We start from the raw sequence: 13,163 nt of genomic DNA, 5'->3' as shown, positions 1-13,163 counted from the left end.
TCGCCGTGCTCGGGCCTGCATGTGGCCTGCATGTGGCCTGCATGTGGCCTGCCCGGACCCTGCCCGAGCCCTGCCCGGCCCCCGCCCGGACCCCACCAGAGCCCTGTTCGCGCATCGCGGAGCGCCCCGCCCGATCCCCGAGAGCCGCTTGCACTCGCAGGGGGCGAGTGCTAATCATTGCGTTAGCACTCTGAAGGTGAGAGTGACAATGAAGGACCGGGTCGGTGAGGCCCGCAAGCCAGGTGGGGCAAGGAACCACGAGGCATGCGAGCCGTCCGTCGCGGGCGCGGGCGCGGTCCGAAGGAATCACCCCCAGTCCTGGAGGGACCACTTCACATGGCCAAGATCATCGCGTTCGACGAGGAGGCGCGGCGCGGCCTCGAGCGCGGCATGAACCAGCTCGCGGACGCCGTGAAGGTGACGCTCGGCCCCAAGGGCCGCAACGTCGTCCTCGAGAAGAAGTGGGGCGCCCCCACGATCACCAACGATGGTGTCTCCATCGCCAAGGAGATCGAGCTCGAGGACCCGTACGAGAAGATCGGCGCCGAGCTGGTCAAGGAAGTCGCCAAGAAGACGGACGACGTCGCCGGTGACGGTACGACCACCGCGACCGTTCTCGCGCAGGCCCTGGTCAAGGAAGGCCTGCGCAACGTAGCCGCCGGCGCCAACCCGATGGCCCTCAAGCGCGGTATCGAGAAGGCCGTCGAGGCCGTCTCCGCCGCCCTGCTCGAGCAGGCCAAGGATGTCGAGACCAAGGAACAGATCGCCTCCACGGCCTCCATCTCCGCCGCCGACACCCAGATCGGCGAACTCATCGCCGAGGCCATGGACAAGGTCGGCAAGGAAGGCGTCATCACCGTCGAGGAGTCCCAGACCTTCGGTCTGGAGCTGGAGCTCACCGAGGGTATGCGCTTCGACAAGGGCTACATCTCGGCGTACTTCGCCACCGACATGGAGCGTATGGAGGCCGTCCTCGACGACCCGTACATCCTGATCGCCAACTCCAAGATCTCCTCGGTCAAGGACCTGCTCCCGCTGCTGGAGAAGGTCATGCAGTCGGGCAAGCCGCTGCTGATCATCGCCGAGGACGTCGAGGGCGAGGCCCTGTCGACCCTGGTCGTCAACAAGATCCGCGGCACCTTCAAGTCCGTCGCCGTCAAGGCCCCGGGCTTCGGTGACCGTCGTAAGGCCATGCTCAACGACATCGCCATCCTCACCGGTGGCGAGGTCATCTCCGAGGAGGTCGGTCTCAAGCTCGAGAACACCTCCCTGGACCTCCTGGGCAAGGCCCGCAAGGTCGTCATCACCAAGGACGAGACCACCATCGTCGACGGTTCCGGCTCCTCGGACCAGGTCGCGGGTCGCGTCAACCAGATCCGTGCCGAGATCGAGAACAGCGACTCGGACTACGACCGCGAGAAGCTGCAGGAGCGCCTGGCGAAGCTCGCCGGCGGTGTCGCGGTCATCAAGGCCGGCGCTGCCACCGAGGTGGAGCTCAAGGAGCGCAAGCACCGCATCGAGGACGCCGTCCGCAACGCGAAGGCCGCCGTCGAGGAGGGCATCGTCGCCGGTGGTGGCGTGGCCCTCATCCAGGCGTCCGCCGTCTTCGAGAAGCTGGAGCTCGAGGGTGACGAGGCGACCGGCGCCAACGCCGTGAAGCTCGCCCTGGAGGCCCCGCTCAAGCAGATCGCCGTCAACGGTGGTCTCGAGGGTGGCGTCGTCGTGGAGAAGGTCCGCAACCTCCAGGTCGGCCACGGCCTGAACGCCGCGACCGGTGAGTACGTCGACATGATCGCCGAGGGCATCATCGACCCGGCGAAGGTGACGCGCTCGGCGCTGCAGAACGCCGCGTCGATCGCCGCGCTGTTCCTCACCACCGAGGCCGTCATCGCCGACAAGCCGGAGAAGGCCGCCGCGCCCGCCGGTGGCGGCATGCCGGGCGGTGACATGGACTTCTGAGCCTCTTCGTAAGAAAGGCTCGGACCTGGTCCGTCAGTACCGAGGGCGGCACTCCCTGTTCCGACAGGGGGTGCCGCCCTCGGGCGTTTCAGTCGGCCGAGTGAGGGGAGCGGGCAGTCCGTATGAACCACCACGACGCCATACGGGAGGAGCCGGCCGAGCACCTCCGCTTCGCGGCCTACGTGCACGAACTGCAGCAGGTGACCGACGCCGAAGAGGCCGGTCTGATCAGCGCGGTCCTCGCCGATCCGGACCGGACGATGGCCCAGTCCGCCGTCCTGCGGCACCTGGACCGCCGGGCCACCGACCTCCACCTCGGCCCGGCCTACGAACGATGGGCCGAGTCGATGGCACAGGCCACTCTCCGTCATCCGTTCCTGGCCCGCCGCCTGCAGGAATGGACCCTCTTCCGCGCGATCACGCTCAGGCAGTCCTGGCGCCCCGACGCCCTGCTCGCGTCGTCCGACTGGCTCCAGCGCAAAGCGGCCGCGGCGTCGAACGCCGACGCCCTCGAGATCCTCGCTGAGCGCGGTCGCACCAAGCGGATTCGGCACACCGCCAGGGCGGGCCTCAAGCACCGGCGATCGCGCTGAACCGTACGTCGGCGTAGTGGGAACCGACCGCGGGCTGGCCCGTGTAGTTCGGGCCGGCGGCCGGGTCGGCGCCCAGGTAGCGGAACGGGAGCGTGACCTCGCGCCCGCCTTCCAGAGTGAGCCGGTGATGGCGGGCGCTGTAGCGAAAGCCGGCCGACCGCAGGGCCGAGACCGCTGCCCGGCCCGCCGCCGACCCGTCGTCCCAGCGGACTGACTCCGGGTCGAAGTGAGCGGCCAGCAGTCCTTCGGGGGCGAGCCAGGAGGCGGCGCGGGCGAGGAGACCGAGCTGGTCGCCGACGTAGTGCAGGCCGTGTACGCAGGTGATGAGGTCGTACGTCCGGGTCGGCACCCAGGTCGACACCGAGGCCACGATCTCCGTCAGGGTCGGCGGGGCCGGGAGGCGGACCAGCGGGCCGACCAGGTCGACGCCGGTGAGGACCGCGTCGCCGGGCAGCGCCGAGGCGGCCTCCCGCAGGGCGCGGCCCTCGCCGCTGCACAGGTCCAGCCAGGAGGGGGCGTGGGGGCGGGCGGCCAGCCGGGACAGGGGGTCGAAGCCCAGTTCACGGGTGTAGCTGTTCACTCCGGCGAGTCCGCGTTCCCGGTTCATCGTGTTGTTGGCGACGACGGAGGAACGTTCCAGTTCGCTCGTGGAGTGCAGTGAGGGCTTCGGCATACGCACATTCTCGATGGTGGGCAGAGCAGAGCAGGGCGGGACGGTGCGGGGCATTGCGGGGTGGCCGGGATCACGGGCGGATCCGGCAGCCACGGAATACGTGGACCCGCATAATCGGTTGCTTAAGTGGGTGCAACAATGCACACGCACATACCATTCGGTCAACCGAACCCTCATCCCAGGAGCCCCCGCGTGACCGTCACCACGACCTCCGCCTCCCGTGCGGCCCAGATCCTGTCCCGGCCGACCACGATCAACGGCCTGACAGTCCCCAACCGCATCGCGATGGCGCCGATGACGCGCAAGTTCTCCCCGGGCGGCGTCCCCGGCGAGGACGTCGTGTCGTACTACTCGCGCCGCGCCGCCGCCGGCGTCGGCCTGATCGTCACCGAGGGCACCTACGTCGGGCACGACTCGGCCGGGGAGAGCGACCGTGTCCCGCGCTTCCACGGCGAGGAGCAACTGGCGGGCTGGGCCAAGGTCGCCGAGGCGGTGCACGCGGGCGGCGGCACGATCGTGCCGCAGCTCTGGCACATCGGCATGGTCCGCCAGCCGGGCAAGCCGCCCTACGCCGAGGCCCCGGCGGTCGGACCGTCGGGCCTGTGCATCGGCGCCGAGGAGGCCACCGGCAAGGCGATGACCCAGAGCGACCTGGACGACGTCATCGGAGCCTTCGCCCAGGCCGCCGCGGACGCCGAGCGCATCGGCTTCGACGGCGTGGAGATCCACGGCGCCCACGGCTACCTCGTCGACCAGTTCCTGTGGGCGGGCACCAACCGCCGCACGGACGCGTACGGCGGCGACCCGGTGGCCCGTACGACGTTCGCCGCGGAGATCGTGGCCGCCGTTCGCGAGAAGGTCTCCGCGTCCTTCCCGGTCATCTTCCGCTACTCGCAGTGGAAGCAGGAGGCCTACGACGCCCGCCTCGCCGAGACCCCCGAGGAGTTGGACGCCATCCTCGCCCCGCTCGCCGCGGCCGGCGTCGACGCCTTCCACGCCTCCACCCGCCGCTACTGGATCCCTGAGTTCGACGGCTCCGACCTCAACCTGGCCGGCTGGACGAAGAAGCTCACCGGCAAGCCGACCATCACCGTCGGCTCGGTCGGCCTCGACGGCGACTTCATCGGTGCGTTCATGGGCCAGGGCTCCACGGTCAAGGGCTTCGACGACCTCCTGGACCGCCTGGAGCGCGACGAGTTCGACATGGTGGCCATCGGGCGCGCCCTGCTCCAGGACCCCGAGTGGGCGGCGAAGGTCCTCGGCGACCGTCTCGACGAGCTGAAGCCGTACGACCCCGCGTCGCTGAACACGCTGAGCTGAGCGGCAACTCCGCGCTAACGTCCGGGAGATGAGGATCCTTCATCTCTCGGACACACACATCGAGCGAACCGACGCTCCGAACAAGAACGGCGTCAACGCCACCGACTCGCTGCGCCTGATGCTCGCCGAGCTGCGGCACCAACGGGACGTGGACGTGGTGGTCGTCACCGGAGACATCGCCGACGACGGGTCCGTGGAGGCGTACACGGCCGTACGGGAACTGGTGGGCGGGTTCGCGCAGCGGCTGGGCGCGCCCGTGTTCTACACGACCGGCAACCACGACGAGCGGGACGCCTTCGGGAAGGTGCTGGGCAGCGGGCACCCGGAACCGGAACTGGTCCTGGACTCCGAGGCGTCGGAGCGGGCCGCGGTGAGCACGGTCGGGGGCCGGCGCTTCGTGACGCTGGACTCGCTGGTGCCGGGGAAGGTGTACGGCCGGCTGAGCGCGGCCCAACTGGACTGGCTGCGCGGGGTGTTGAGCGAGCCCGCCGAGCGGGGCACCGTCCTCGCCTTCCACCACCCGCCGATCAGCCTCGCCATCTCGGCGACGCAGCCGCACTTCGGGCTGCGGAACCCGGGGGAGCTGGGGGAGGTGATCCGGGGGAGTGACGTACGGGTCGTGCTGACCGGTCACTACCATCTCCAGCTCTTCGGACTGCTGGAGTCGGTGCCCGTGTGGGTCACGCCGGGTGTGGTCAGCCGCGGCGACCTGACGGCCGCCCCCGGGACCGAGCGCGTGGTGCGCGGGGCGTCCGCGTCGCTGGTGGAACTGGGTGGGGCGGCGGGGCCGATGTTCCACACCTTCCATGCGCGGGATCCCCGGGCGCACGAGACGGTGTACGAGCTGGACGAGGAGCAGGTGCGGTCGTTCGTGGAGCGGGAGGCGTGACCTGCGGCGGTGGCAGGGGTGATCTGCGTCGGCGGGAGGCGTGGCCCGCGTCCGTGTGAGCTGGTTCCCTTGAGTCAGTCAATCAACTGACTTAAGGTTGCCTAGGTCAATTATGAGTCATTCGCTCACGCACGTACGCCGACGGAGGCCGAGCCATGTCCGACGCACCGACCCGTCCCGCCGAGGCGGCCGGAGGCGCCGCCCCGCCGAGGTCGAACGGCGTGGTGGCGGTGCTGGCATTCGCCGGGATCGTCGTCTCGCTGATGCAGACCCTGGTCATCCCGATCGTCCCGGAGCTGCCGAGGCTCCTCGACGCGCCCGCGTCGGACACGGCCTGGGCCGTCACCGCGACCCTGCTCGCCGCCGCCGTGGCCACGCCGGTGATGGGGCGGCTCGGCGACATGTACGGCAAGCGGCGGATGCTGCTGGTCAGCGTCGTGCTGCTGGTGAGCGGCTCCGTGGTCTGCGCCCTGAGCGATGCGCTGGTCCCGATGATCGTCGGGCGGGTGCTCCAGGGCCTGGCCTCAGGCGTCATCCCCCTCGGCATCAGCATCATGCGTGACGAGCTCCCCGCCGAGCGCCTCGGCTCCGCGACCGCCCTGATGAGCGCCTCCCTCGGCATCGGCGGCGCGCTCGGTCTGCCCGCCGCCGCGCTCATCGCGGACAACTTCGACTGGCACGTCCTGTTCTGGACGTCGGCCGGCATGGGTGTCGTGGCGCTGGTGTGCGTGCTGCTGGTCGTGCCCGAGTCGAAGGTGCGCACGGGCGGGCGCTTCGACCTGGTCGGTGGCATGGGGATGGCGGCCGGCCTGGTCTGCCTGCTGCTGGCCGTCTCCAAGGGCGCCGACTGGGGCTGGGGCAGTGGTACGACGCTGGGGCTGTTCGCCGCGGCCGTGGCCATCCTGTCGGCGTGGGGCTGGTGGGAGCTGCGGGTGGAGCAGCCGCTGGTCGACCTGCGGACGACGGCCCGCCGTCAGGTGCTGGTCACCAACCTGGCCTCGGTCGCGGTCGGCTTCGCGATGTTCGCGATGAGCCTGGTCATCCCGCAGCTCCTCCAGCTCCCCGCGCAGACGGGTTATGGCCTCGGCAAGTCCATGCTCGTCGCGGGCCTGTGCATGGCACCGTCCGGCCTGGTGATGATGGCGACGGCCCCGGTGTCGGCCGCCGTCTCGCGGGCCAAGGGGCCGAAGGTCACGTTGATGGCGGGTGTGCTGATCGTCGCTGCCGGATACGGCCTCAACATCGTTCTGATGTCCGAGGTCTGGCACTTCGTTCTGGTGGCCTGCGTCATCGGCGCCGGCGTCGGCTTCGGTTACGGCTCGATGCCCGCGCTGATCATGAGCGCCGTACCCGCGTCGGAGACGGCCGCGGCGAACAGCCTCAACACGCTGATGCGTTCCCTCGGTACGTCCACGGCGAGTGCGGTCGCGGGCGTGATCCTGGCCCAGATGACGACGGACCTCGGCGGTTACGCGCTCCCGTCCGAGAACGCCTTCAAGGTGGTCCTGGCGGTGGGCGCCGGGGCGGCGCTGCTGGCATTCGTGGTGGCGTCGTTCATCCCGAGACAGCAGGCGGCCGCGGTCGGGGAGCCGGTGGCCGAGGGGGCGGCGGAGCCGGCAGGGGCGACGGCGAAGTCGTAGGGCGCAGCAGGGCGGACCGGGTCCTACAGGTTGCCCAGCGGCTCGATGTCGACCTTCACCGGTGTACCCCAGACGCGCAGCACCTCGTAGTCGGTGAACTCGTGCACGAGCCGGTAGGCCATGGCGGGGCGCGGGCCGCGACGCTGGGCGGCGAGATAGAGCTCGGCCTCGCGGCGGTCGCGGCGTGGGGTGCCGCACAGCTGCCACTCCTGCCCGTTCCACAGCTCCGCCAGCCAGCGCTGCTGGGGCTGGGGGCGGTCGCCTCGGACGCCGTAGCGGGAAGGGGCGGAGGGCTCGGAGGAGCGGGGGACCTCGGGGGGCGGGCCGTTGAACTCGGAGCGGCGGGCTGCCCGGCGACGGGTCTCGCAGAGCAGGCAGAGGTCGGGGGCGGCGGTGTCGACCGGGCCGTTCGGGTGCTCCGGGCAGCGGGTGGTGGGGGCGGTGCCGGTGACGCTCTCGTCCAGGAGATCGAGGGCGCGGCGCAGGTCGGCCTTCACCTCGTGGAGCTTGGCGTCCGGGGTGGTGGAGGTGAGGGACTCGCCGTGTTCGCCTACGAGGCGGAGGGCTCGGCCCAAGGCGGTCAGCTGGGCGTGGTTCATGGGGTGGCTCCGGGGCTCTGCGGGGGCCTGGTCACGTTCACGGGGAGGTGACATCGACGGTTGCTCCCCAAGGGTAGGAGGGGGCTGCTGGTAGCGGCCTTCCTCGGGGGGCGTCGACTCTGCGGCGGGCGAGCCGGGACGGCCGTATCCACCAAGCAAGTCGCATGCCCCGGCGCACCGGCCGGCCGCTGACCGGGGGTTCGTCGACTGTCTGGGCGGGAGTCGGTCGCGACCGCTGTCACGGGGCGGGTTCGGTGTGCCGGAGGCTGCGGAACACCGCGGGGGTCGTCCAGCCGCGCAACGTGGCGTGGATCGTCGACCGGAACGCGGCCTCGGCCGTGGCGGTGTCGAGGGCCCCGGCCAGCTCGAGAGCCACGAGCCCGTGCATGGTTCCCCAGATCGACAGGGCGATCGACGTTGCTTCGCCGGCGAAGACGGACGCCGTCAAGGCGCGATCGATGGCATCGAGGAGCGGGCGGATGGGGTCGCTGTCGCCGACCTGGCCCGACGGGTCGAAGGATTGCACACCGCCGAACAGCACGGCGTACAGGTGGCTGTGGCCGCGCCCCCAGCGACGGTATGCGACAGCCAGCGCGTAGAGGTCGGCGAGGGGGTCCGCGGAGGCCGGCACCGCCGACACCTCCTGGAACAGGCCGGCGACGGCCCTGTCACGCACCGCACCGATCAGTCCGTCCTTGCCGCCGAACAGGGAGTACACCGCCGTCGTCGACGTCTCGGCGGCAGCGGCCACGGCACGGACCGTGACCGACTCCCGCGGACGGGTGGCGAGCATCTCGGTCGCGCACACCACAAGCCGTTCTCTGACGGCGTCGTCGTTCGTTCTCGGCCTACCCACGGCCAGCAGCCTACCCGCTCTGATAACGTCGTTTTGAAACAGCGTTCTGAAACTGCTGGAGGTCCGCCGTGCCCACATCCGCCATACGTCTTGTCCGCTTCACCGGACGCTTACTTCTGGCCCTGGCCGCCGTCGCGTCGCTGGTCGTCGTCTTTCTCGGACTGATCGTCCTCACGGACGGAGCAGGCTCAGGGCTCGGCGCATGGCTGGCGACCCTTGGAGTCGGGACGGTCCTCGCACTGTGGCGGGGGCGGCGCCGCACCTGGCCGGCGCGGCTCATGCCGTTCCTGCCGGTGGCTGTCGCGGCGGCGTTGACGGCGTCGGTGTGCATCCCGACCGTGCCGACGGACCGCCGATACCCGCCTGCCCTGCCGTTCGTGGCCACACAGCACTGGAGCCTGGCCACAGGCAGCCGGGTCGCGGTGTATCACTACCCGTCCGCGAGACCCGGGATCCGACACCCCGTTCCGCTCGTGTACCTCAACGGCGGACCGGTCCGCGGCATCTCGGTGCTCGACCACCGGTTCCTGAGACTCCTGGCGCGACAGGGCTACGACGTCTACGCCTACGAGCAGGCCGGCGGCGGACGAAGCGACCTGCTTCCCATGAGCCGGTACACGATCTCCAGGTCGGTCCGCGACCTCGCCGCTTTCGTCGACCGCCTGGGCAAGGGCAAGGCCGACATCCTCGGATTCTCCTCCGGTGGGGTCGTGCTCACCCGCGCCCTGGCCGACCCCCGCGTCGCCGCGCGCCTGCACCGGGCGATCGTCGCCGAGCCCGGCCCCATGGACGGCCCCACCGCGCGCATCACCGGGCACAAAGGCCGGGAATCCGCACGGAGCCTCGCGCCGGCCATGACCGGACCGCGATCGACACACACCCCCCGGTACGCCGCGGCATTCGGCCTCATGCGACTCGGGCTCCTCACCCCGGACACCGGGCTGATCGGACAGGCCGAAGGCGCCAACGCGTTCAAGGCCGCGGACCTCGGCAGCGATACCGCGTCCGCCTACTGCGCACGCGACGCCCACCGCATCCCGGTCGAGGACACGGCACAGAACTTCACCTTCAGCCCCGCCGCCAGCATGCGCATCCAGCAGACGGTCAGGGACTCACCCTCCATCGCCCCGGAGCTGAGGCGTTCCCAGACCCCCGCGATGCTGATGATCGCCGAGTGCTCCTCCCAGGTCCGTCAATGGGCGACCGCCGTCCTCGCCCACGATCCCGCCATCCAGCGCACGCAGTACATGCCCGGAGTCGGGCACCACATGTGGAACGGCCTCGACGACAACAACGACCGAGCTGCCGCCGTCATCACCGCATTCCTTCAGGACAAGCCGGCACCGCTGACGAACTACCCGACCCGCGACGAGATCCCCGCATTCCTCCGTGACCGCAAGTGACCCGCTATTGGCACCCTTGAGCCAGCCCTGGCGGCCGTGGCCAGGCCTTTTCCCCACTCCGGTTGGCCCGAACTCACCAATTCCCCAGCACGGAGACGTCCCGAAGCAGGGGCGAGGAGGATTGGCAGGTCCGTTCCACGCCGGGGCCGCAAATCCAGGGGTAGACGCCCCAGCGGTGAAACGGATCTGCCAATCACGGGACGACAGCGGCCGCTGGGCGCCCAGGTCGGCCTAGGGTCCGCAGGTCCGCAGGTCAGCCCATGCTCTTCGCGCCGTCCAGGCCCTCGCGGATGATGTCGGCGTGGCCCGCGTGCTGGGCGGTCTCGGCGACGATGTGCAGCAGCACCCTGCGGGCCGACCATCGAGCCTCGGCTTCGAACCACGGTGCCTTGGGCAGCGGGTGTGCGGCGTTCAGGTCGGGCAGCGTGGCGACCAACTCGTCGGTCCGGCGGGCCACTTCCTCGTACTCCGCCAGCACGTCGGCCAGCGTCTCGCCGGGCAGCATCCGGAACTCGTCGGCCCGCTTGGCGAAGTCCGCCTCGGTCATGGCGGTGAAGTCGGGCATCGCCGACGGGCCGTGCTGGATGAAGGCCGCCCAGGTGCCTTCCACCGACGTGACGTGTTTGATCAGGCCACCGAGACAGAGTTCGCTGACGGTGGTTCGCTCGCCGGCCTGCTCGTCGGTGAGGTCGCGGGTGGTGAAGCGCAGGAAGTGCCGCTGCTTGGCCAGCGCTTCCAGCAGGTCGGCGCGCTCGTCGGTGGCGGCGGTGGTGGTGGCGGCGGTGGCGGTGGTGGTGTTGTGCGTGGTCTCAGTCATGACGGCTACGTTAGAAGCCAACTAGGTCAGATCCTGACCGCTTTGGCGGAGGCGGACCAAGCCGATGCTCGGAATACGAGTTTCGGGCCGTGGGGGGGTCTTGGAGTCGCGGACGGGGCTCGGGCGCTGCAATGTCCGCACCGCGGAGCGGCTCGCGGCGGTGGCTGCGGAGTGAGCCCGTGGAACCCGCGCCGACGAAGGAGGAGCTGTTGGCGCGGGTTCGGCAGGTCAACCGGGAGGGGAGGCTGCCGCGTTAGGCCTCCTGCGAGGCGCGGTTCAGGCGGTCGTACTGGTCCTGCGTGAGGTGCACGGCGTCCGCCCCGAGGTTCTCCTCCAGGTGCGCGATGCTCGTCGTACCCGGGATCGGGAGGATCGCCGGGGAGTGGGTGAGGAGCCAGGCCAGGGCGACCTGCGTCGGGGTCGCGTCGAGTTCCTTCGCCACCGCGGCGATCTCCGACCTCGCCCCCGACTGTCCGGCCGCCGCCGGCCGCCACGGCAGGAACGCTATGCCCGCCGACTCGCAGGCCTTGAGTACGGGTTCGTGCTCGCGGTCGAGGAGGTTGTAGCGGTTCTGGACGCTCGCGATGTCGACGACGGTCCGGGCCTCCGCGAGTTCGGCGGCCGTGACCTCGGACAGGCCGATCCGGCCCACCTTGCCCTCTTCGCGCAGGTCGCGCAGGGCGCCGAGCTGGTCGGGGAGCGGTACGGCCGGGTCGAGGCGGTGGAGTTGGAGCAGCTCGATGCGGTCGAGGCGGAGGCGGCGCAGGGCCTCGTCGACCTGGGCGCGGAGGTCGGCCGGCTCGCCCGCGTGCCGCCAGCCCTCGCCGGACGTGGTCCGGCGGATGCCCACCTTCGTGGCGATCAGGACATCGGCGGGGTACGGGTGCAGGGCCTCGGCCAGCAGATCCTCGTTCGCTCCCCAGCCGTACATGTGCGCCGTGTCGATGAGTGTGACGCCCAGTTCGACGGCCCGCCGGGCGACCGCGACACAGGCGGCGCGGGCCTCGGCGGTCTCCGGCCGCAGGTGCATCGCCCCGAATCCGAGTCGCCGTACTTCCAGATCGCCGCCGATGCGGAACGTCGTCGATGCCGTCATGTGGCCACGCTAACAGGGGAGTTGGCCCTATGGCCGTCCCTGAGAAGTGGGTGAGAAGCTCCTGCCTGCCGTCGTCCGCCGCGAACAAGACCGGCATCACCGCCACCGGGATGGGCGGCGCGACCAGCCGTCAGGCGCTCGCGCTCGCCGCCGGGTACGTCGTCGTCGAGCCGGGCGCCCGTGGGCGTACCCTCGTCGACTCGTCCGGTACGTACTACGGCGTCGCGCCCGCCGCGACGCCGACATCCCGGCCAAGCTGGCACGGCGCGGACCTGGATCCGGGCGAGTTCATCACGTGGATCGCGAAGGTGTGCGGCTACCAGAGGGAGAGCAAGAACAAGGGCTAGGGCTAGAGCTAGGGCTAGAGCTAGGGCAAGGTCACGTAGCCGTCGCCAGCGCGGTGCGCAAGTGGCCGCCGGAGTCCTCCAGGAGGCGGGTGGCCGTGGGGCCGTCCACATCCCCCAGCAGGATCAGGATCGCCGTCTTCACCTCGCCCCCCGCCTCGGTCAGGGCCCGCTCGATGGCGGCGTCGTCCGCGCCCGTGGCCAGGGCGACGATACGGCGGGAGCGGGCCCGTAGCTTGTCGTTGGAGGCGCGGACGTCGACCATCAGGTTCCCGTAGGTCTTGCCCAGGCGGATCATCGTGATCGTCGAGAGCATGTTGAGGACCAGCTTCTGGGCCGTGCCGGCCTTCAGGCGGGTCGAGCCGGTCAGCAGTTCCGGGCCCACGACGATCTCGATGCCGTGCTCGGCGGCCGCCGCCAGCGCGCTGTCCGGGTTGCAGGACAGGCCGATCGTCAACGCGCCCTGTGTGCGGGCGTGTTCGACCGCGCCGATCGCGTACGGGGTGCGCCCGGAGGCCGAGATGCCGACCACCGTGTCGGTGGCGGTGAGCGCGAGGGCGTCGAGGTCGGCGCGGGCCAGGTCCTTGGAGTCCTCGGCGCCCTCGATCGAAGTGACCATCGCTTCCGGGCCGCCCGCGATGAGTCCGACGACCTGGGCCGGCTCGGTGTTGAAGGTGGGCGGGCATTCGGAGGCGTCCAGCACGCCCAGGCGACCGGCCGTACCCGCGCCGGCGTAGACGAGCCGACCGCCCTGCGCCATCCGGTCGGCGATGGCGTCGATGGCGGCGGCGATCTCGGGGAGGCGCGACGCGACGGCGGCGGGTACGGAAGCGTCTTCGCCGTTCATGAGCCGGGCGATGTCGAGCGTGGGGAGCCGGTCGATCTCGGCGAGCTCGGGACGGAACGCCTCGGTGGTCAGGGTCTCCAACTCGGCGCGGAGATCACGGGGGTTGGATGTCGAGGTCATGAGGGAG

Annotated in this window: 12 protein-coding genes and 1 pseudogene; 7 read left to right on the top strand and 6 right to left on the bottom strand. The window is 70.6% G+C overall.

Features of this window, described 5'->3' with window-relative positions:
• Positions 1-336: 336 nt before the first annotated feature.
• Complete coding sequence (gene groL, locus AB5J49_RS21585) at positions 337-1,959, top strand: chaperonin GroEL (RefSeq protein WP_369170265.1); 1,623 nt, start codon at positions 337-339, stop codon at positions 1,957-1,959.
• 122 nt (positions 1,960-2,081) lie between these two features.
• On the top strand, positions 2,082-2,552 hold the full coding sequence (locus AB5J49_RS21580; RefSeq protein WP_369170264.1) for a hypothetical protein: 471 nt from the start codon (positions 2,082-2,084) through the stop codon (positions 2,550-2,552).
• On the opposite strand, the gene AB5J49_RS21575 is transcribed toward AB5J49_RS21580, so the two are convergent.
• Positions 2,530-3,225 (bottom strand): trans-aconitate 2-methyltransferase, encoded by a 696-nt coding sequence (locus tag AB5J49_RS21575; protein ID WP_369170263.1) that lies wholly within the window; start codon positions 3,223-3,225, stop codon positions 2,530-2,532. The two genes, AB5J49_RS21580 and AB5J49_RS21575, sit on opposite strands and share 23 nt — an antisense overlap.
• A 192-nt stretch (positions 3,226-3,417) precedes the next feature.
• On the opposite strand from AB5J49_RS21575, the gene AB5J49_RS21570 reads away from it, so the two are divergent.
• The 3 genes from AB5J49_RS21570 (at position 3,418) to AB5J49_RS21560 (ending at position 7,074) form a co-directional block, all read left to right on the top strand.
• The gene (locus AB5J49_RS21570; RefSeq protein ID WP_369170262.1) at positions 3,418-4,545 is read left to right on the top strand and encodes an NADH:flavin oxidoreductase; all 1,128 of its coding nucleotides are present in this window, start codon (positions 3,418-3,420) and stop codon (positions 4,543-4,545) included.
• A gap of 28 nt (positions 4,546-4,573) precedes the next feature.
• Positions 4,574-5,434: a metallophosphoesterase gene (locus AB5J49_RS21565; RefSeq protein ID WP_369170261.1), complete on the top strand. Its 861-nt coding sequence runs from the start codon at positions 4,574-4,576 to the stop codon at positions 5,432-5,434.
• A gap of 155 nt (positions 5,435-5,589) precedes the next feature.
• Entirely contained in the window at positions 5,590-7,074 is a 1,485-nt protein-coding gene (locus AB5J49_RS21560; RefSeq protein WP_369170260.1) for an MFS transporter, read from the top strand.
• Positions 7,075-7,097: 23 nt separating this feature from the next.
• Here AB5J49_RS21560 and AB5J49_RS21555 read toward each other — a convergent pair whose 3' ends face one another.
• Entirely contained in the window at positions 7,098-7,673 is a 576-nt protein-coding gene (locus tag AB5J49_RS21555; RefSeq protein ID WP_369170259.1) for a hypothetical protein, read from the bottom strand.
• 238 nt (positions 7,674-7,911) lie between these two features.
• The gene (locus AB5J49_RS21550) at positions 7,912-8,529 is read right to left on the bottom strand and encodes a TetR/AcrR family transcriptional regulator (protein WP_369170258.1); all 618 of its coding nucleotides are present in this window, start codon (positions 8,527-8,529) and stop codon (positions 7,912-7,914) included.
• Between the two features lie 68 nt (positions 8,530-8,597).
• On the opposite strand from AB5J49_RS21550, the gene AB5J49_RS21545 reads away from it, so the two are divergent.
• Positions 8,598-9,932 carry an alpha/beta fold hydrolase gene (locus tag AB5J49_RS21545; protein WP_369170257.1) on the top strand — a complete coding sequence of 445 codons (1,335 nt, stop codon included), beginning with the start codon at positions 8,598-8,600 and terminating at the stop codon, positions 9,930-9,932.
• A gap of 253 nt (positions 9,933-10,185) precedes the next feature.
• On the opposite strand, the gene AB5J49_RS21540 is transcribed toward AB5J49_RS21545, so the two are convergent.
• Entirely contained in the window at positions 10,186-10,749 is a 564-nt protein-coding gene (locus AB5J49_RS21540) for a DinB family protein (RefSeq protein WP_369170256.1), read from the bottom strand.
• 253 nt (positions 10,750-11,002) lie between these two features.
• Complete coding sequence (locus AB5J49_RS21535) at positions 11,003-11,845, bottom strand: aldo/keto reductase (protein ID WP_369170255.1); 843 nt, start codon at positions 11,843-11,845, stop codon at positions 11,003-11,005.
• Between the two features lie 122 nt (positions 11,846-11,967).
• Between AB5J49_RS21535 and AB5J49_RS21530 the strand changes: the two are divergent.
• Positions 11,968-12,081, top strand: a pseudogene (locus AB5J49_RS21530) (Tat pathway signal protein); the annotation flags it as partial.
• A gap of 142 nt (positions 12,082-12,223) precedes the next feature.
• On the opposite strand, the gene murQ reads toward AB5J49_RS21530, so the two are convergent.
• Entirely contained in the window at positions 12,224-13,156 is a 933-nt protein-coding gene (gene murQ / locus AB5J49_RS21525) for an N-acetylmuramic acid 6-phosphate etherase (protein ID WP_369170254.1), read from the bottom strand.
• Between the last annotated feature and the right edge of the window lie 7 nt (positions 13,157-13,163).

It is taken from the genome of Streptomyces sp. R28 (assembly GCF_041052385.1).
Classification (GTDB): domain Bacteria; phylum Actinomycetota; class Actinomycetes; order Streptomycetales; family Streptomycetaceae; genus Streptomyces.
The sequence above is the reverse complement of the archived record's forward strand: the minus strand, read 5'-3'. Positions and strand labels throughout refer to the sequence as shown.